At 61.2% G+C, this 20745-nt stretch carries 8 protein-coding genes and 1 pseudogene; 1 reads left to right on the forward strand and 8 read right to left on the reverse strand.

The genetic code is table 11. The features are described 5' to 3' along the window. Positions 1-193: 193 nt before the first annotated feature. The 6 genes and pseudogenes from J2754_RS16605 to J2754_RS10550 form a co-directional block, all read right to left on the reverse strand. Entirely contained in the window at positions 194-868 is a 675-nt protein-coding gene (locus tag J2754_RS16605) for an RPA family protein (RefSeq protein ID WP_235853667.1), read from the reverse strand. After that, positions 848-1759: pseudogene (locus tag J2754_RS16185) on the reverse strand (replication factor A); the annotation flags it as partial. The gene J2754_RS16605 and the pseudogene J2754_RS16185, both read right to left, overlap by 21 nt. 248 nt (positions 1760-2007) lie before the next feature. Continuing rightward, on the reverse strand, positions 2008-2634 hold the full coding sequence (locus J2754_RS10535) for a hypothetical protein (protein ID WP_089768572.1): 627 nt from the start codon (positions 2632-2634) through the stop codon (positions 2008-2010). A 410-nt stretch (positions 2635-3044) separates the two neighbouring features. After that, positions 3045-4403, reverse strand: a complete 1359-nt coding sequence (locus tag J2754_RS10540; protein WP_089768570.1) for a hypothetical protein — start codon at positions 4401-4403, stop codon at positions 3045-3047. A 2110-nt stretch (positions 4404-6513) separates the two neighbouring features. Beyond that, on the reverse strand, positions 6514-6738 hold the full coding sequence (locus J2754_RS10545) for a hypothetical protein (RefSeq protein ID WP_089768568.1): 225 nt from the start codon (positions 6736-6738) through the stop codon (positions 6514-6516). 803 nt (positions 6739-7541) lie between these two features. Then, entirely contained in the window at positions 7542-15038 is a 7497-nt protein-coding gene (locus tag J2754_RS10550; protein WP_211087390.1) for a P-loop NTPase family protein, read from the reverse strand. 874 nt (positions 15039-15912) lie between these two features. Here J2754_RS10550 and J2754_RS16610 point away from each other — a divergent pair. Further along, the gene (locus tag J2754_RS16610) at positions 15913-17220 is read left to right on the forward strand and encodes a M48 family metallopeptidase (RefSeq protein WP_175454668.1); all 1308 of its coding nucleotides are present in this window, start codon (positions 15913-15915) and stop codon (positions 17218-17220) included. 96 nt (positions 17221-17316) lie between these two features. Here J2754_RS16610 and J2754_RS10560 read toward each other — a convergent pair whose 3' ends face one another. Both J2754_RS10560 and J2754_RS10565 read right to left on the reverse strand, forming a co-directional pair. Beyond that, positions 17317-17775, reverse strand: a complete 459-nt coding sequence (locus J2754_RS10560; RefSeq protein WP_089768562.1) for a hypothetical protein — start codon at positions 17773-17775, stop codon at positions 17317-17319. A gap of 159 nt (positions 17776-17934) precedes the next feature. Continuing rightward, positions 17935-20574: a VirB4 family type IV secretion system protein gene (locus J2754_RS10565; RefSeq protein ID WP_211087391.1), complete on the reverse strand. Its 2640-nt coding sequence runs from the start codon at positions 20572-20574 to the stop codon at positions 17935-17937. Between the last annotated feature and the right edge of the window lie 171 nt (positions 20575-20745).

Below are 20745 nucleotides of genomic sequence, written 5' to 3' on the forward strand. Positions count from 1 at the left end.
CTGCGCTTCGTCGATGAGCCAGTTGTTCGCGGCGTCGACAGCCGCTTCTACATCGTGACCGAGCTCGGGGTGGGTCGGGAGCGTTTGCGAAAAAATCTTGCCGGGGAGAAACCCCCCGAAGCGTGGATATGGAAGTGCGTGAGACGAGTCGAACGACGGAGGGAGAGACAGCGTCAGCGGGGAGTGCGCCGCCCTACTCGTCGTCCTCTCCTTCGTTGATCTCGCCAGCCTCGAGGTCGTCGAGAGCGTTGCTGACCATCGCCTCGTAGGCATCGATGTCAGGGTCGTAGAGGTCGACCGCCATCGCATCGTAGTTGCGCTCGTCGTCGTTCTCGGTGGGGTCGTCGGGGTCGAACGCCTCGAGCCGTGCCTTCGTCTGCTCGGCGGTTTCCGCGACCCACGCGTCCCGAGCCTCACCGTCGACAATGTTGATCGACTCGGGACGGATGGAGACGTTGACGTCACCGTCGTCGGTCTCGTAGGTGCGCGCCTTGCCGACCACTGCGACGTACGCCGGGGCTTCCGCGTTCCGTAGGACGCTGGCAGCCTCGGGCTGGTACTGCCCAGCGTAGGCGAAGAACGTCCCGGTCGGGCCCACAATGCGGGCCTGCCAGTACTCGGAGTCGTTGCCGACGTCCGTCGTCTCGGTCAGCGTTCCGACCACGAAGACGCGATTGGCTTTCTCACCCGACGGCAGCAGCGAGTACACGGGCGCACGGTCTTCGTCGGATTCGGTGAAAGTGCTCGTTGCGTTGTTGAATTCTTCTGCGAAGACGCGCTTGGCGACCTCGCGATCACCGTTCGCTGCACTGCCGGGCGAGACAGCGTCTTCGGAAAGCGTGTTCCCCTCCTCGCAGTCGTTGACCACGAGGTAGTTGCCGATGACCGGCCCGGAGACCGTGTAGGAGTGTCCGAGGATCTCCTCTTCGACGGCGTCGGCGACGACGCTCGTGTCGAGAGCGTCCATCGCCATCTGCTTGGCCTCCTCGATGGTGATGCCGGTGAGATCCTCGGTGGCTTCCTGATTGAAGAGGACGTCGTAGGCCGTCTGGCCGTCGTCGATGACCGCCTTCACTCGGAGATCGAACTCACCGTCGACCTCGCCGTGTTCGGAGCAGCGCCCGTTCTGGAGAACGCGCGTGCAGTCCTCGCCTGGACATCGCTTGACGAGGCCGCTTCCGGGTTGGACAGCCACGACTGCGCCAGCGGCCTCGATATCGGTCGAGCCGACTTCGAGGTCGGCGGCGTCCTCGTCGTCGACGGGAACGATGTCGGACGCGGAGTTGACCTGGACGCTGAGTCGGTCCTGGTACTCGTCGGAGACGACGTTTTCGAATCGGTACACGCCATCTTCCTCGATGGTCGGTGCGTCGGCGGACTCCCACACGGTCACCTTGATGGTGCCGGTCTCGTCACCGATGAGGCCGACTTGAGCGATGGAGTCGACGTCATTGTCCCAGAGCTGGACGACCTTCGCCGTGACCGAGAGCCATTCGTTCGGACCCTCAACGGTCGCGATATCGCGCTCGTCGGCCGGACCGCTAGAACCGCTCTGGCCGTCCAGATCGTCGTACTCGAGTCCGTACGCGTCGAGGAAGTAGTTCCGCGTGGTGCGGACGGCCTCGTCCTTCGGGACGCGGTATTCGTCGACGAGCATCGAGAATCGCTCGGCGATCTCTGCTTCGTCTACGTCGACATCGTCCGGGAATTGGTCAGCGAGCTCTGCCGCTTCGTCGGGAATGGAATTAGCTACTGCCATCATTGGTCACTCCGATTCGCGTTCGGGAATCGGCTGGTGGGACGTCTCGAGTCAGGTCGACGCCCTGCGCGCCTTCCTGCTCACGCCCCTGCACCCCAATCCGGGGGAAATAAACCGCCGTTGCGACGGGAACGCGGGTGGTGGGTGTCGCCACGAGCGCCGGGATTCGGCTCATTACCTGCATAGTCGTGAGTCCCCCTTCACCCCCCGCGGGGGGATAAACCGCGTGCGGTGCGTTCGGTCGTTGGTCAGAGACGATGCTCGGCCAGCCTCCGGCGAGCGGTGCGGATCGTCGAGGCGAGACGGGCGACGATCCGTGTCCTCCAAATGCGTCTGTAGGTAGGGGCGGCGGTGCCGTCATCTGTCTCCCGCGAATCGGCGTCGAGGATATCTGAGTCGTCGGGGCCAGGGTCGGCGCGGTCGGATGTGGACGACCACGAGTGGTCGTCAAGACTGGGGATCGCAGCCGCGACCTCAGCATCGGTTGCACCCGTTGGAACGCCCGTTGCCGAGTCGAGGCCAGAGTCGGGATCAGCCGGGTCCGCGGGGTCGTACTTCCGGCGGACGACAGCAGAGGCGTCCTCGAGAGGGACACTCCAGTTGGCGAGGAATTCGAGATCCTCGACGACCGCGTCACGGGTCGGCGGCGTCTCAGTCGTCCGAGCGAGATGGGTGACGAGGTACTCCGCCACTCCCTCGCGGGACGCAGTGAGGTACTGCCGAGTGGCCGTCTGTGCACGATCGACAGAGAGACCGTAGTCCGCGACGAGTCGCTGCATATGCTGGTCGATGATGTCCTCGGACGCGACGTCAGCCGGAAGGTCGTTCATCAGCTCGTTGACCGCCCGTTCGATGCGAAGCGTCCGTTCGGTCATCGATCTTCACCTGCCTTCCCAGGCCACCAGTCGTCCTCCTCGATCGTCGGTGGCTCGTAGAGTCCCGGTTCGCGGGGTGACTGACGAAAGTCCGACAGCTGTGCTTGACGCGGTCGCGATCGCTCACGGGGAGCTGCTGCACTGGACATCTGTGAAGTCACCTCACCCCCTGTTGGGAGGGACAAACTCACGTCGGTCGCCACGGGTGATGGCGTCGCCGAGCGCCCCCACGGACCACGCGGTGCTGTCGAGGTTGTGGCTGCGCGCGCAGCGACGCTCGGGTCGCGAGCACGGAGCGGTGGGCGGGGCGGTGGGTAGTGGGTGCCGGGAGCCACACACGAACCAGCCGGTTGCGATGCCTACCAGAGGACTACTCGGGGTACGCGCAAATAAAGCGACCGAGCGATGGCTTACTCGTCGTCCCGCCGTCCGAGCGTGACCTCGGTCGCCCGCTCCATATCGATGTGGTTGATCCACGCGTGCTGGTCGCTATCGGCCGACCACGGAGCGATTGTCGGATCATCCGACTGCCGCTTCCGCCGCGTCATCGGGCCGTCACCCCGGTCGAGGATGGTGAGGTCCGTATCACCGACGACTGCCAGGGTCGCATCACCCTTGTAGGCGTTGACACGCACCCGCTCCGCCCGAATCCGGTCGCCCACCGCGAGCGTCGGCTTGTCACCCGCCGCGAACCAGACCGTGAACTTCGCCGTGTCGCCGGCCTCGTCTTGCACCAATCCCACCTGGTACTGCGACCGATGCTTCGGCGTCCACAGCGTGGTCACCTCCGCCTCGACCGTCGTCTCCCACTGCTCGTAGGGATCGATCGACCCGATGGGCTGCTTGATCTCGGACATCCGCTCGAGTGTCTCCTTGACGGCGATCGTCGCGTTCATCACGTCCGACCCGTCCTGGATGTGCCGGGCGATGCACTTCCCGAACGTCGCTCTGGACATCGCTGCTTCGCCTTGGAAGTGCTCGGCCAGTCGCGCGGCACCCTTGTTCACCTGAGCGAGCGTCTCCTGGTCGAGTGACGCCCGTGGGTCAGGGGCGTCACTCACGGACGTCGTCGTGACCGGTTCGTCGTCTGCCGGGTCGACCCGCTTGACGCCGACCGTCTCTGCCGGCGGGCCCTCCCACGGGTCGTCGCTCTCTGAGACGGAGTGGCGAATCGGTTGCCGCGTCCGCATATCGTCCCGCGACCGCGCCGCCCGGTTGATGCCCGCCACCTCAGCCGCGATCGCCTTCGCGCGGTTCCGCTCATCGGCCTCGAACTCGCCACGCATTCGCTCTTCAGTCGCCAGCGTGTAGTGCTCCGGGGACACCTCCGCGAACGGCGCTTGCAGGTCGCGTCGAGGCTCGGGGACGTCCATTTCCGCGAGTGCCTGCTCCCAGTAGACACCAGTGGAGACACCACGCACCAACTCGCCGACATCGCCCTCAACGACGTCGCCCAACTGCTGGCCGTGCATCACTGCCTGAACGTCCGCGTAGGTGCCACCTGCGCGGCCGGTCATCTCGCGCCTGTGGGGGAGCCCCGTCTCGTCAGCTTGGTCGTCCTCGTCCGACGTTTCGTGCTGTGAGGCAGCCGCCCGATATTGCGCGTCCATCCGCGCCGAGCGTTCTCGCGCGTAGTTTCCGGGGACAAGTTCCTGCCCCTGGCTGTCCTGGACCGGTTCGTCGTTCGGGGTCGGGGGCCGTTTGTCGATGTCCACACCGACCACGTTATCGCCGTTCTCCAGATGGGGACTGCTGTAGAGCAGATCCATCTCGAGTTCGTCGTACTTGTCAGGCTGTCCAACCGCCGATGGGCTTTTTTGCCCTGAGTTGAAACTAGACATTGCTGTTTCACGGGGAGTGATCCCCTGTCGGGCGCGCTCCATCGCGCCCGTCTTCTGACCGCCGACCGACGGGTGTATTCGTACACCCTTCACCCCGCGGAGGGGCGAACAAACCCACCGCGGGGCGCGCCGGAGCGGCCGACGTTCCGCACGCCGACCGCCCGGCGCAGCCTGCCGACGGCCCGACGCCCTGTCACGGGCTACCTGACTCTATGATTTCAATCCCCCTCAACAGTTGGAAGGGACTGTGCGTCTTGGCCGCTGGCGCGGCCGATTTCGGGAGAAGGGACCCGCGGCGCACCGATCGGATGCGCCGCGGGTAGTGTCTGCCGGAATCGAGGCCCGCGCCCAGCGCCACAAGCTGGAAGGCGTCCGGCGGGTGCACCCCTGACGCGGGCGCGTTCGGGAGAAGGGACCCGCCGAAGGCGGGTAGTGTCTGCCGAAGGCGGCCGCGATCAGGGGAATGCACGCGCCAGAGGCATCCGGCAAGTGGTCTCCCCAAGACGTGCAGTTCATATCCGACAAGTGGGGGGATGGTTTCCTCTTAAGCGTTCCTTCCGACACGGCGAGAGGTACTGAGGCGGCCGATTCCGTGGAGAAGGGGCCCGCGCGAAGCGCGGGAAGTATCTCCGCGGAATCGCGGCCCGCGTCAGGGCCTCGAGCTTGTCGGAACGACGGCGCTCGCGCGTGTGTGATAGCGCGAGCGCCGTCGGGTACCGGCAGGGGAGCCGGCTGCCGTCGTGAGCTGGCCGATGTCAGTGGAAGGGACCCGCGCGAACGTGTGAGCGCGGGTAGGGTCCGCTGAGATCGTGCCAGGTCAGGAACGGCACGGCGGCTTCCCCCGCCCGTCCCGTGGACGCTTAAGAGGAAAGAAATTAATTTTTGCTCGGCGGCTTCTGGCGGGTGGCCCGTACCGCCAGAACGAAGCCCGGTGCGGGGCCCTGCCCGCCGAGGTACGGGAGTCGCGAACCCGGCAGATGCGGCCGATGAACAACGTGAACCAGCCGCGCACGGCCGATTCCGGGAGAAGGGACCCGCCGAAGGCGGGTAGTGTCTGCCGGAATCGAGGTCCGGGTGCGGGTCGGTGAACGCAGATGAATCGGCCGCATATGGCCGGGCTGAGTCGTGCGTCGCCGCGCGCTGAACCGGTCGATTTCGTGTGGAAGGGGCCCGCGCGAGCTTGCGAGCGTGGGAAGGTATCCGCGCGAAATCGTGACCCGGTCCGGTTCAGCGTGCTGGCGACGTATGACTCAGGCGAACGGAGTGAGCGACGCGATCTCCCGTGCCTTCGGCTCGGCAGGCCCCGTGCCCGGCTTCGCCCCGACTCACCGGGAGGCCGACAGAGGCGCCCGATTTCCGTGGAAGGGACCCGCCCCGGTGGGGGCGGGTAGGGTCCGCGGAAATCGCTGGTGGCTCCGGCGGCCCCTCCCGGTGAGTGCGCGGCGCGCGCTACTGCACGCGCCAGCGCAAGGGGGCCGACCGAGTGAGGAAACCTGGTCGTAGCACGACCCGATGTCTCCCGAGGCCGCCGAATCCGCTCGATGAGCGGTGTTACGAGACGCCGTCGCGGACTGGAAGGGACCCGCGAGCGGGTTGCGCTCGCGGGTAGGGTCCGGTTCGCGTCGGTGTCTCGTGACCGCGCAATCCGCGGACTTCGGCGGGTGAGTGGACGACATCGGCTCCCACGGACTGGCCGGTGAGGCGGCCGATTTCGGGGAAAGCTACGCGATTCCCCGAAATCGCGGCCCGCCGTCAGCGGCCAGAGCGTGTGGAGCAGGTCCCGGAAATCAGCCGCCGCTGCGACGCGGTCCTGATTCACCCACGGAGACCGTCCGACGAGCTCTGCTCGTCGCGGCGGTCTCGATCCAAAGCGCGCGCGACCCCGACGCGCGCGGCACCCTTCTCGAGACACACCGATCGGCCATACATACGCGCCAGAGCAGCGAGCCGGCGGCCATCACACCGGAACGCGGTGGCGACAGCGACCACTCGGCCGCCGAGGCCACACCGCTATGCTCTATCGACAGCCCACGGCGTCTCACGACGGCGCGATCCCCAGCCTCGAGTACTGCCGACAGCCCCTCGCGGTGTCGACGTCACCGTGCCCGGCCCTCACGTCGAGAATGAACCACGAGGCGAGAGCCGCGATACGCGGCACGTCCCTGGCTTGGTTGAGATACGTATCCTGACGTCCGCGCGCGACAGCCAGCTGACTCCAGTGTAGGCACCACCGCGATACGACCATCCACTCCCACTCGCTCATACGCAACGCCGTACGTTCGCCACGCACGCTCGATGCTACACCTCGACGCCACCCACCAGCTCCTACGTTACGACAGGCCGTGCTCTCCACGCGACACACAACGGCTATTCGCTCCCTGCTTCGGCTACCGACTTCTCTACAATCTGATACGCATCAGACACTCGTCTTCGACGACCGCCCAGGGGGCCAGACTGTACCCGCTGCCAGGGTACCCGCTCGTCGGAACACATCGGTACCCCCCTTTCACACGAATCCGCCCCCTCTATACTAGTGGGAAAGGGGGTGTTCCAGTTTCTCAATAGCCGGGGATAATCGCTAGACTGCGTAGCGTTCCAGTTTCGAGAGTGCGGAGAGCCGCTCGAAGGGTGTTCTGAGCACGGAGTTGACTATAGGCGCGAAATCGCAAGACAGCGCGGCGTTCCAGTTTATCGAGATGCTGGTGTGTGGTGGTGCGTAGATGTGTCCAGGTTTCCGGTGAAAACCGCAAGACTGCACGGTGTTCCAGTTTGCAAAAGGATCCGGTCTTTGCGGGAGTGTATGCTAATGATTGACGTTCCAGTTTACCATCCCGACGCTATATGGTGATTTTGTGAGTCCTCAGAGATTCGCGTTCCGATTTACCGTTCCAGTTTTGTATTACCGTGCCGTCCGGTGGTTTCTCCAAAATATGCTATTCAGTAATAGTTCTAGAAAATCGAGGATTAAGTGACACCGTCACAAGGGAAATTATCGGAAATATGATTTTGAGTTCATAGTATTAGACGGGAGATCGAGGCGGTAGACTGAGAGAGAAAATCAAGAGGCTACTCGCGCCACTCGAGGTGCGTATAGCACCGCGTAGGCGACCCGTCGATCCGCCGGCGTTTCCGTTCGACCGAGACGCCGAACAGCGCCGCACCCCAGATTTGGAGGAACCGTTTGAACGTCACACTCGAACCTCGGTCAGGGAGAGACTCGAATCCCCAGTCGGTGACGGTGTCGACGTATTCGTCATAGGTTTCCGAACTCGGAAGCGCTCCGTCAGGGTCGGACGTGAGCTGGTTCGCAATGAACGCCGCACCACCTGCCGACTGCTCGGGCGCTGCTTCCGTCAAGAACGACGTGTCTTCTTCTGTGGGATCAACCATCTTCACACCCAATATAACGGTTCGAGTGCTGTCTTCGTTTCCACCTGACGTTGAGACGATATTGAATCCCTCTTCGAGGGCACTGATGACGTCGCGATCGATGTCGAAGAGGTCTCCGTCGATACCGGTGTCCGTGTCGAACGCATCGAAGAGGGAATCGATCGTTTCTGCGAACTCGTCCTCTGATTCTGGTGGGACGAGGTTGTGCGTGCTCGCGAATTCCTGACAACGGTCGAAGGCGACATCCACGTCCACGACGTTGTTCGGTGCAGGACGGAGGTAAGCCGCGATGAACGCGGCGGTAGCTGCTTTCCCCTCATCCTGGAGTGGTTCGGAAGTATCGTCTGTCTCTCCCTCCTCGGACTGCGTTGAGTCAGTATCATCGCCGTCAAGCTCTTCGTCCTTGTTGTCGGATGGCTCGGGAGTGGATTCGTCTGGTGCCTCGTCCGTCGATGATGACGCGCCAGTGTCTTCCTCATCCACTTCAGAGTCTTGCGCTTCGTCGGTCGAGACTTCGTCTTCGTGAGTCCTCTCGGGTGCCGTTCCGGGGCCAGCGGACGCCGGCTTGAGTTCGCCCGTCTGAATCGCTTCGATGAGGTCCTCGACGGGCCGAAGCGTCCCCATCTCCTCGTCGCCCGAGGTCCGATGATCGAACCAGGCGATACGTGCCTGTGCATCGTCGCCGGCGCGGGGCGGCTCGTATCGGACGAGGATGGCATATGCGGTTTCCGGGTAGTCCGGGTGCCGGAATTCGATGTCGGGTACGAATGGCTTGTTGACGCGGACCCAATCCTCACGGAATCGCTCTTCCGTCTCGTACTTGTACGTCTGCTCGCTACCCGGAGTCTCGACGATATAGCGAGCTGATTCGTTTGCGCTTCCCGGGGGACATGTCGCCCGGTACGGGATGCTCGAGGGAGTGAGGTTCTGGAAGTCACCGGGAGCGATACGGAGGTGTATATCCTCGTCATCGGGATGGCCGATGTTGTCGGCGGTCGGGGCGACGAGGAGGCAGTCGTCCGAGTCGGGGTCCGGGTCGCGAACCCAGATCGACGCGCCGGCGCTCTCTGTGTCCGATCGGGGGACGACAGCGGTGACACCGCCGTCGCGGGCGCCGCCGTCGAAGTCGATTGGCGTGTTCGATTGCGAGTAGAACCGGCGACCCGACCACTGAGTGTTCATCGGATCACGGAGGATGTTCGATAATGCGGTGGCAGGTCCAAGGTCGGGGCCCCCCGCGTCTTCGTCCCACGGTGTTTCGGCGACGAAGATGGGGAGGCGACATTCGCCACTCTTCGTAGTAGTGTTAAGCGCCTTCTTGAGGTTACGGAGTTTCTTCGTGGGGTGTCGACGTGGGTCGGTCTCCTCTTCGACTGTGCATAAGATGATGTCGTCAGCGAAGCACTCCGTAGGCTCGCTGGCGAAGACTGTGAGGACGGCGTCCGGGATGTCCCCGGTGTCTTGGTCGATGATCCGGCCACTGACTCGGGTGGGGACTGCGTCTTCGAGTGCCGTCATAGCGTCCCGAAGGCCGGTATCGTGAGTATCGGTCCCAGCGGTTGCAACCCAGCCAGTCGAAAAGACGTTTTCAAGAAGGAGACGAGCACCCTCGGGAGTCAACCGAATGGCGTAGCCCTCGTCGCCGGGGACGTCGTCACGGTGCTTCGCGAGTTCGATCTCGAAGATACCGTCTGTTTCCGGGATGGGAGTGTCGCCAGCGACGCCCCGATGGGTCATAATGGTGCCTAACGCCTCGATCTCATCGGCGCACGCCTTGAGCGAGGGGAGGGCATCGCGGCGACGATTACGTTCTCCCTCGTTGAGGTCCTCTGTGGCGAGGACTTTCTCGACTTCGAGGCGAAGCCGGCGGTACATCTCGTCAAGGCGCACCCAGCGGTACGTCCCGGGTCGTGGTTCCTCTCCATCGAATGGGTCGATCCCAACAGAATTGCTCTCACTGGTCCGGCGGCGTTCGATCGCCGCGGACACACTCTCGTTACTCACAGTGGCATTTTGCTGTTCGAGAGCTGATTCGTCTGCTGGCGCAGTTTCGGACTTCGTGTCGAGACGATCACGAACCGCAGTCGGTGGCCAGTTCCCGGTATCCCGTGCGAGATCGATGAGTTCCTGAATCCGGGCCACTTCATCCTCGGTGAGGATACCTTGGTTAAGGAGAGTCGCGACGCGGCTGTTGAGCGCACGGGCTTGGATGGATTTCTCGTCTTTCCGGTACGTCGGGAGGTCGGTGTGAATCGCCCATTCCTCTGGGGAAAGTGATTTCCCCTTCTCGAGGAGGTCGGTAAGCTCCTCCCACTCGTCAGTCGTCATACTGCCCTTCAGGACGTGATGAAGACTGGACGCAGGCCCTGAGCTCTCAGCGGCCGAGGGAGGAGTCTGGCGCTCGGTATTGGATTGGGTGAGCTCGGTCTTCGCCTCATCCCACTGGTCGCGAGCCCACCCACCTGAGTCGAACAGCGTATCTGGCTGCTCGCTCGTAGTGGATGGAGAATCGTTCTCGCGACTGGCAGATACCGATTCAGCTGTGTATTCATCGGGTCCTGCATCATCCGACAGGACATCTATCGCGCTGACTTCCTCAGCCGGGGAGTCCTCTGCCGTCGAATCATTATTTGGTTCAACTGGGTCTTCGAGGTCAGGGAGCTTGCTGTCGGTGTTGGAGACGCTGTGCAGAGTTTCTTCACCGGGCCCGTTGGGTGGGTCACGAGCGACTATCCAAGTCGCCCACGCGAGGACAACCGGGAGGAGTGGGTCGTCTATTGTGAGATGGTGGGCGAGTTCGGGGATGTTGAGAATCGCCCGGTTACGGACAGCCGATTCTGACTCGTCGTCGGGGATTCCGTACTCTTCGTTCGTCTGGTCGATGACGTCGGCACGAACCTCTCGGAAGGCCCCCTCGAAATTTTCGCGAGAATCGTAGCCTTCGGGGGGTTCCTCGGCATCCTGATGCCAGTTCGGAAGGGGAATGCGGGCGATTTCGATGGTCTGAGACCGTGTTCCTTCGGAAGGTGTCGGATACTGGACGAGCCGGTGGTCGACGGGGAGATCACGGACGTGATCCATGAAGTCCTCGACCTCGAGGTCGGCCGGACAAAGCGCCTTTGCCTGCTGACGCGTGATTTCACCGGCACGCACGACGGTCGTCTGAATATTACCGATGATCTCGGCGTACGTCGGGTCGTCGCCAACACTGTTGTCGGTGTCGGCGTCGAAGAGCTGGTCGGGCGTCTGGACGGCAAGTGAGAGGGAGACAGAGTGGTTGCGGGCGACGGCGATCATCTTCGCAAGGTCATCCGGCTCGACGAGGCGGCCGGCCTCGTCGATGAAGACGCTGACGTAGTAATCGTCCGCAGTTGCCTCCTCTTTGAGGAAGGACTTGTAGAGTTCGAGTTCGTACTGCATTAGGAGTTCGTGTGTAAGGACGAAGTCACGCTGGGCATCCGGGTCAAGGTCCTCGACGTCGAAAATGAGGACGTCGTTCTGGCGGTCGCCAGAGAGGAAGTCGGCGAAGGAGAACCGCCGGGTCGTGTTATTGAAGAGGGGTGCGAGCCGGGCGTCCGTCGTAAGCGCGTTCAGACGGTTAGTGACACCGCCGAGGATCTGCTGGGCGGTGTGCTGTTGGTTGTTAAACGGCGTCTCCATATTCCGCTTGATTGCGTGCGAGCCCGGATCAGGCAGTATTTCCTTGGGGTTGATCGGGATGTCCGGGTCCATCAACCTCGTCAGTTCGGTGACCTGCTGGGTCTGCTCTTGGAGCTGCCAGAGAGGGTAGACGTACGGGCTGGCGTCGTATCCCCAGCGGAACGGCATCACAGTCGGTTGGCGCGATCTTGAATCGTCCTCATTTCCATCATTGGAGTGACTTTCGCCGTTCACGAGGTCGTCAGCAGTTGGGAGTGTGTTACTGCTGGTGTCGCTACCGTTCCGCTGGTACGCAGGCGTGCCGTCGACGCCTGTCGGGTATGTATGCGGTGAGAAACCGGCTGTTCCAAGGGCTCGAAGGACATCACGGGACACGCGGGCGTTCTGGAAGTCGCTCTCACCCATCAGAAGTTCGGCTATCTTCCGGACAGTCTGCATAACCTGTGAGCCGTGTGTCTCCCAACTGGTGTCCTTGGAAGCGATATCAGGGCGCTGGGAAGAGGTGTCGTCGGTTGCGACGCTCTCTGCGGCCTCGGGGTTGCCGTGGGCGTCGTCAGCCTGTTGGGCGGGTCGTGTGTCAAAGACCGTTAGTCCGGGGAGGACCTCGGGCATATCGAACCAGTGGACGTGCTCGCGCACCCAGTCTTCGCCGAATTCATCCAAGAGACCGCGCACAGCGAGTTCACCGACGTTTGCGCCAGGGCCGGCGTAGATGATGATGGGGCCGTTCGTGGCCTTCCGACGCTCGACGATCTCGTGAGCTTGGTCGACAGACTTCCCGGAGCCGGGGAGCCCTTGGTGGAGGATCGACCGGTCCATATAGTCCGTGCGATGTTTGACGGGACGAGCGAGGTCGCGAGCGTGGAGACGATCGAACGCATAGCCGAGCGTGGCCCCGTCAATGTCCGTACCGATGATTTCGTTGTCCTCGGCAGGAGAGAGTTCAGAGAGTGGGGCTGTGTGGGAGAGTTGGCGTTCCATATGGGCTGCGAGGTCGTCCGAGACAGCGCTGGTACTCGGGAGTGCTGTGAACGAAGGGAGTTCGTCGGCGGCGGCGAGGACGATCGGCCAGCGGCGACGGAGAGAGTAGTGTAGGCCGAATGTGGGTGCCCTACCAGCATACTCCTGAGCGCGGTGGAAACGGTACGAGTCACGGAGCTGTCCGAGCGTATGTCTCCGCCATCCAAACTGCCGTGCCCACTTTGCGAGGCGGCTGTTCTCTGGTGGTTCAGTGAGCTTGTTGAACTCGCCGTCAGCAGCAGTCGCCCACGTTTTTGCGAGCCGCCAGGCGTCGTCGCGAGCCGTAGTCCGCTGGCTGGCTGCGGCTTCGGCAAGCGTCTCGGGAGTCACTCGAAGAGTGTCACCACGACTCGCTAAGGTCTCGATGTCGGCGTCGGAACCAGATAGATCGGCAGTACTGTCTATCTCGTTGAGGTCGGGCTGTTCTTCGGTGAAGACGCCCCCGTCACTCGCCGTATTTGTCGAGGCAGAGGTGGAGTCCCCATCTGAATGGAAGAGGGGGGAGGGGACGGGGTGGGCCTCTGAGGAGGGTTCAACTGACCCTCCAGCAGTCTCTTCGAGGGCATCATTCAAGAAGGGTGTGGGTTGGGTGAAGACATCCATCGTGACTTTGAAACTCCGAGTTACACCCTTGTTCTGGAGTTCTTCGTTCCGTGTCCCTTCCGCGCTCGCGACTTCCCCACGGACCCGACTACTCTCTCGTTCTCGAGCAGCAGCCCGGTCTTCCTCGGTGGTATTCTCTCCTGAGCTTGGTGTCGCACGGCTACGCCCACGGCGATTCGTTCGTTTGTCGAACTGGGTACTTTCCTCACCCTCGATGACGTCGAGTTTCTGCCGAATGAGATCACTAAGGTCGCCTGCGGATGTAATCCGGGCACGGAGAAGTGCGGGTTCGTCGGTCTCAAGGAGGGCATCGAGAGCGGCTTCCATCGGAGGGGCTTCTTCGGCAGCGGTTTCGTCGAAGACGTTGAGTCGCTGGAGGAAGTCCCAGCGGCGGGTTCCTCGGGAGCCGAGTGGATAGCTCACGGGCGCTTCCGGGCAGACCGCAGTGAACTGATCCTCAAGATGCTCTCGGAAGTACCGTTGAGGAATCGCCTCGGCTGCAGCTGCGCGTTCGCTCGGTGTGGGCGTGTCCTCGCCGATAGTCCGCCCACCGTCTGTCGCGGCGTCCGATGATTGCGCGTTACTCCAAGGGAACGTCGCTGATGGGGGCGCATCATTCCCGAGAAGATGCTTGCACCGCCGGTACGGCCGGGCGCGGAGGAGTCGCTGGAGCGTCGTCGAGACTGGCGTGACGTCGTAGTCGGGACCACCGAAGGCTTGTCGTACCCAGTTGTGCTTCGTCCGGTCGAGCGTGCTCGTCTGGCCGTCCTCGATGAAGTGGATTAGAACCTCGATTGCGAGTCGGGTGCCATCGCCTTCAGTAGTTTGAAGCTCGCTTTCTTCTCCTCCGATCTCGGGGTCATGAGGTGCCGATCGGATGATGACTTCCAGCCCGTCAGTGAGATTGGGTAGACCTTCGATCTGTTTAGTGATTGTCTCCGGTGAGGCCGGTTGATCGGAGGCCGTAATGCGGTACCAGAGGTCGTCTCCTGGTCGCGGTGGTTCATCCTCATCGAGTTCGTACACGGCTGGTGCATCGAGAGGATCAAGGAGGCGCTTGCTCTTCGCATACGTTGTCTCCGAGACGGCGGCATCAGCTGCGCTACTGGCGCGTGCGTGAGCGGGTGGTGCGATATACGACCACGTGCTGGAGTCTTCGTCGGTGACGTAGTCTGTGATCGTACGGTCGACACGGTGAAACCCTTCGCGGATTGCCCAGCCAGTCATCGCTGCGAACGCGTGAGCATAGACGTTGAGGGTGCGACGGAATCGGAAGAATTTGATTTGTGTTCGCCGGATCGTTCCGATGCCAATAGTGTCGGCCACCCAGACGATCGCGCGGACGAATCGAGACCAGACCGCAAGCATCGCCGTCCACGTCCGCCGCATCCGCCGTGCGACTCCGAGAAGGAGGAACACGACGAGAGACGTGAAGATGACAATCCCTGCGATAATGGGATTCTTGAAGCTCCAAATGAGGAGCCCACCGATGAACTCCTGCACTCCTCTCATCCATCCACGAAATTGATTTGCGGCGTCGACGATCCCACTAAGGTACGGAGCATACCAAGCGGGGCTTGAACTCGACCCGGCGGTAGCCTCCGATTCTCCTCCGTTTGAGCCGCCTCCTACGGATGTGTTGGCTGTGGTGGTCGTGGATGATTCTGAGTCCGGCCGCCAGCCCTGATCCCACTGAACGGCGTAGTAGTTGAGGAGGGCCATCCGGAGTTCGTTCACCGTCGCGTTATGAGTTGCCGCGAATCGGACGGCTCGAGCGTCCTCCGGAAACACGGAGAGAGATTGAGTGGTCTCGTACTCGTGAACTGTTTCGTTCGTGAGTGGGTAGAGCTTGAGCTTCGGGGTTTGCTCAATCTGTTCCTCTGACGGCATCCACCAGTCGGGGTATTGCTCCGTACGATAGTATCGGAAGAGCCAATCCTCGATGGTTTCAGCCGACTCTCCGTTCTTCGCAGCTTCCCGGGCCTGTGTTGCGTCTTCTGGGAAGATCGAGAGATCCTGATCCTGCTGGTAGAGATGAACTTGAATACACGCGTAGTGTTCCGTCCATCCGTACGAGTTATTGTTCTGAGTTTGGCACGGCGAGGTTGTATTCGTGGATTGCAGCGAAGTAGAAGAGAGGTCCTGGCTCTCTGTGGTACTCGTGGAGTCAGCGGGGTGTGCTGCGAGAGCTGGGCCAGTGGCCGCCGTGAGTAGGATACCGATGACGCTCAGGGCCAACAGAACACCGTACAGGGGACGGCGATTCCTCGGGCGGCCTGAGCGAGTGGATCGAGACGTCTGGGTCGGCTCTACCGACCGCGACGAATGCGAAGTACGATCTGTCCTTGCATCGGGCGGCGACTGGGTATGGTCATCGGTGAGCGGGGCCGGCGAGAGCCAAGCTCGAGTGAAGGCTGGGAGCGTCGGCATAGCCAGTAGTGGCCTCTACAGATATTTCATCTGCTCAGCGTAAAATACTATTCGGGAGTTTGGGGCCGGTCGATTGCTCGCTCAGTCGATGCGCTGATGTCTCCTAAGCAATCGTTTTCATAGCCAGTGGGTCGAGGGACTGGAGTTCCCCCGGACAATTTTTGGGTTCAGATAGCATGATCTACGGTAAAAGATGCCCTCGAATGGCGACTCAAGCCCCTGTCCACGGTGGCGACGAGTACTATCCGAGGCTCGTTCGTCGCTTGCGTGGCTACCTTCGCCGGTCGATACGTTGGTCTGGTGGGGGTTGGGTGTATTTCTTACTGCCCCTATAGTGGCGGGCTTCAGTTATGTTCTGGTCAGATTCGTGTTTGGGGTTACATCGGCGACGGCGCTGCTCTTCGTCGGGGTGACGGTCCCGATGCTTATCGCAGTGGCACTTGGCTGGCAGATCGGTGCTGCGGTAAACCGTTACGATGAGTATAGGTTGAACCGCGAAGAGGCATCGGCGTCGACGGAATCATCGGAAAACACGGATCAAACCGCCTCGGAAGAATATGAAGTGTCCGAAGGCTTTCGGTGGGTCTCTTGGCTTCCAGATCACTTGAACAACTTCTTCGTGCTGTTCTTAGGGGGGTCTATCGTCAGTGGTGGATTCACCACTCTGGTCTGGGTGTTCTTTGTTAGACTAACGCCAGAATATCCGATGCCCTCACCGAATGTCGTCGTCAAAGGACTCTTTCCGATGCTCATCCTTGCGAGCTATTTCGGGTGTTTGGCGGTGACAGGTGCGCCGTTAATCTCGATGTTTTGGAGGGAGACGACAAGTCATCTTGAGACGCCGGAGGCGCGCCACGATCACGCTCTCCGGGTTGCGTTGGTCGTTGGTGGACTCTTTATATTAGTTGTAGCACCGTGGACGGCGCTGCCGATTCCATCTGAGCTCAGAATGCCGGTGACCTGGGCGCTCACGTTCACCTACCTGTTCTTCGCAATCACGCTCTTGCCGTTTCTGAATATGGCGCGGCCGCTCACACCTGAAGAATACGCAGCGATCGTACCAGAGGAGATCGATGCTGACCCCCACACGTCGATTTGGGTTGCCACGGTGGGGCTTCGTTCGACGGCGATGGCGGCGGGTGTCTGGCCCTTTCGCCGGGTCTTCGTTGGCGAGACCCTCCTCGAAGATGACAGTATTTCGCCAGAATCACTCCGCGCAATCCTCCACCACGAGCACGGGCATCACGTTCTTGGACATCTTCGCCTCGCTGCTGGGGCCGGATTGGTTTTCTTCGGTGGTGTCGGTGGGATACTCGCGGTTGTTTCGCCATCGATGCAGACACTCGGTGTGGTGATGGGCATTCTCGCATTCGGGTTCCGGTTCGGCCTCGTACGGTGGGTTCGCCGAGCTGAGTTGGCTGCCGACGAATACGAACGACAACGGGTGGGAAGTGAGACCGCGATAACCGCATTGCAGTCGGTTGCCGATCTCCGAGCGAGGGAGAGTTCGAAAAAGACGGAGACGTCGTCCCTTCCATGGGGGGCTCCGTTTGTTATCGAGTGGTTCCTTCGAGTGCACCCCTCAGTCGAGGACAGGATTGCGGTACTCCGAGAGCGAAAGGGGTGTGACAGCTCGCCTTAACAAGAGCGTGGTCACAGGTTGTAGTTACTGATGATGCCGAGAAGATGGGGACGGCAAGGCGGCAGTCTGCCAGCGCCAATAATCGACTCAACGCCGTTACGTGGTGGGCGCACAAGTGCCGCCGGTCGCCCACTGGATGAGGTTAGCGATAGCGCCCCAAAGAAGGATGACGCCGGCGATCGCGACCGCGCCAACCATCAGCCGGAGGCCCCGCTTTTTCCAAGACTGGTTCCAGCCGTAGAAGTAGAGGATACCTCCGAGGACGAATCCTCCGGGCACAAGCGTCCATCCAAGGAGGAAGATGAAGTCGTTGATGTTGTGGATGGACTGGATGACTTCATTTGAGCTAACCTCAGTCCCATCTGGACAGTCTGCCTGCAAGATCACACTCATCTGCCGAGTCCAAATCGGCGCGGCCTGAGCCATCAGGTCGGCTTTTATGGTCGCGAACTGTGCGCGGGCAGCCGTGAGGAGTCCAAGCCCGCGTAGGCCACCAGGGAGGGCATCCGCGATGGCAAAAGCTGCGAGCTGGACACCGAGGAGTACGCTGGTCATATCTGTCTCCCGGTTAGTTTGAACCATGCTGGTCTAACACTTAACTCCACCGGGGGTACAGGCGAAAACCCGCTCTCTCCGATTGTACTGGTGGACTACAGGGAAGGTGTGAAATGACGAGAGGCAAGGTAGACCGAGCGAGAAGAGAAGGGAAGGGTATTATTCGGAATTAGTGTCGTCAGCAGTGTCCCCAGAGGAGGATGAGCCCCCACTTCCGTCTGTGATGGGGTCAGTTGGTGGCTCACTCGTTTCGCTGGGTGTCGTACTGGAGTCAGTAGTTTCCTTCTCAGCAGCTTCTTCGCCCAAACCACCGGCAGTCTCGGCGTTCTCTTCTGGTTGGGTGGTAGTCTGTTCACTGCGGGCGGTGGCAGCCTGTTGGCGACGCTGTTCAACCAACTGAGCGGTTGCGGCGGCCGTCTCAGGTTCAGTAAGGAGATCAACCGTGAGCTCGCTCGCGTGGATTTCGAGATGTCGACGCGCGATTCCGGTGACGCTCAGGAGACATTCACTGAACTCGGACTCCTGTCCACGTGCAAAGCTCTGGATGGCCTCGACATCAGCTGGGGAGAGGTCGTAGTAGTCGATCACCTCGTCTGAAATTGATTCCTGGTAAAACAGCTGCTTGATGTCGCACTGGTCGTAGATCGCGCGTGGTGAGTGGACATCGTCGGTCTCCTGCATGAATTCTTCTGCAGTCTGGGAGATGAGCGTCAAGCCAGCGTTGAAGTGTCGGGAATGGCGGGTGAACAGGCCGATGAGCGAGCGGGCAGATTTCTGACTGAGCAGGTAGTGAACCTCCTCGAAGATGACCTCCATCCGGCGGGAGTTCTCGCGAGCCCGCTGGTAGCTCCAATCAAGCATAACGTGTTGAAGGAGAGGGGCTTGATTGGTATCCTGGAAGGCACTCATATCGAAGACGATGAGCCGCTCGTCCTCGAGGTCGACGGTCGTCTTCCCAGAGAGGTTCGCAGCGACGCCACCTGGCTGGAAGGCTTCGAGCGAGCGGAGGAGGCTGTTGGCTTCGGACTTGAGGTTGCTATCGTCCTTCGACTGAAGTCGGGAGGTGACTTCGTCGACGCGTTCATCGAGCTCGTCGCGTTCCTCACGGTGAAGTTCGGTAGCGTCTCCTTGGTAGCTGACGAATTCAAGTGGGTCCTCACCATCAGCAAGAGCCTTGAGGATGTCGAGGACGTCTTCCATAGTGGGGTTTTCGCGTTCGTGAGTGCGGGGTTCGGAAGTGATACCGTACATAAGGTATGCAAGGTGGAAGACCTGCTGAATGAGACCAGCACGTTCAGCGCTCAGGCTGTCGCCGCTCTGATCGTAGAACGTCCGCACCATCCCCGTCAAGGAACGGAGTTTGTCCTTGTAGGGGTCTTCAGCCTCACCCGTACCGCGGTGGATTTCGAGCGGGTTGATGGTGACGTCGCCACCGAAGGTGACGACATCGCCACCGAGGGTCTCGAAGAAGTCGACAAAGTCGTCACCGGTGGGGTCGAATGCAATAGCCGTGAATTCAGGGTCGATGAGGAGACGGCGCCAGAGAGAAAGTTTCGCGGCGAACGTTTTTCCGGACCCGATCTTCCCAGTGATGACTTTAGAGAAGCCGGAGAGGCTGTATCGGTCGACGATGACAGGGTTTCCAGTCTCATCGAAGCCATAGAGGACACCGTCCTCGTGAGCGATGGCGGGCTCGACGAAGCCGAAGAGGGTGGCCGCCGCGTCGTGTTCCATAAGGTCCGTGTTCTGGATGGGGTCGGAGACGACAGGTGCGATCGCGTCTTGGGATTCAAGTTGGCGAAATTCAAGGGGAACGAGTTCGACGTCGCGGTCAGCCACGAGTTGCTGGACCTTCCGAGCGGTCTCTTCGAGTTCATCGCGGGTACTGCCAGCGACTTCGATGTAGATACCGATGTCGTAGAGTCGAGTCGTCCCTTCGGTGAGGCGACGAAGGAGACGATCGAGTTCTTCCCGGCGGTTGAGGTCTTCGTGATAGTCTGTCGCGCCCTTTTCCTCCTTCCGAGAAAGGGCGATCTGGAGTTCAGTGAGACGGTCCTGGAGGGCACCACGAATCGTCGTGGGGTCGCGGGGAGTGTGATGATAGCTGACGCGGACATCAAGATTGGTCGTGGTGAGGTTGATAAGCCAGCCACCGAAGACACTCTCAGGAGCGCTTGCGGGAGTGAGGATACGGACGAATTCGCCGTTCCGGTAGAGAGTGGTTGGATCTTCGGGGACGATACTTGGTGGGGCGACGCTCGCTTGGTCGATCTGGGCTTGGCTGTCGGCGTCTTGGATGAGTCCAAGGCGGAATTCGTCGGGGTCTGCGGCCTCAAAGTCGATGAGGCGAGCAACCTGTTCACGGATGTTTGCCCGACTCGTCTCTCGGCCTTCTTGTTCGAGGATGCTGACGGCGCGGTCGAAGGTTTCGTCGTCGATTTTCTCGAGGTTGACGTTGGCTGGATCTGTTCGGGCGGAGGTACCGGCACCAGGGATAGATCCAGAACCACCGGGAAGCCAAGAGAGAAGACGATTCAGACGGCCGCTGTCGACCTCCGTCTCAGGTGCGCCGTTCGTTGCGTTTGTAGATGGATGTTGACTCGAACCGACAAGTCGGCGTGACGCAAGAATACCAAGACCGAGGAGGAGGGCGACGCCGACGGCGACGCCGATAAGAATGAATGGTGACGGGGCGTTCGGGCCGCCTTGAATCGCTCGTTGGATCGTCTGAATGATCTGTTGCACTTGCCCGGTAGCGGATGCTATTCCGAGTACCCAGGCTACTGGGACGCTACTCATGCTATCGTGGGATACGTAGTGCCTCGGTAAATGGTTTCGCCCGTTGATAGCTTTCCACAAAGTAGACGTTTCGGCAAGTGGGTTGAGGGAGGATAGCGAGTTACCCCACAAAGTGCGGAGATAATTCACTCGTGGGGTAACGCTGGCAGGTGTGATACCTCAAGCGCCGCA

Origin of the sequence: Halarchaeum nitratireducens, from assembly GCF_017874695.1 — an archaeon.
GTDB lineage: Archaea > Halobacteriota > Halobacteria > Halobacteriales > Halobacteriaceae > Halarchaeum > Halarchaeum nitratireducens.

Bases quoted from the DNA above. Each gene is read 5' to 3' on its own strand.
- J2754_RS10535 (WP_089768572.1), bottom strand. From the start codon at position 2,634: ATGACCGAACGGACGCTTCGCATCGAACGGGCGGTCAACGAGCTGATG.
- J2754_RS10540 (WP_089768570.1), bottom strand. From the start codon at position 4,403: ATGGATCTGCTCTACAGCAGTCCCCATCTGGAGAACGGCGATAACGTG.
- J2754_RS10545 (WP_089768568.1), bottom strand. From the start codon at position 6,738: ATGAGCGAGTGGGAGTGGATGGTCGTATCGCGGTGGTGCCTACACTGG.
- J2754_RS10550 (WP_211087390.1), bottom strand. From the start codon at position 15,038: ATGCCGTCAGAGGAACAGATTGAGCAAACCCCGAAGCTCAAGCTCTAC.
- J2754_RS10560 (WP_089768562.1), bottom strand. From the start codon at position 17,775: ATGACCAGCGTACTCCTCGGTGTCCAGCTCGCAGCTTTTGCCATCGCG.
- J2754_RS10565 (WP_211087391.1), bottom strand. From the start codon at position 20,574: ATGAGTAGCGTCCCAGTAGCCTGGGTACTCGGAATAGCATCCGCTACC.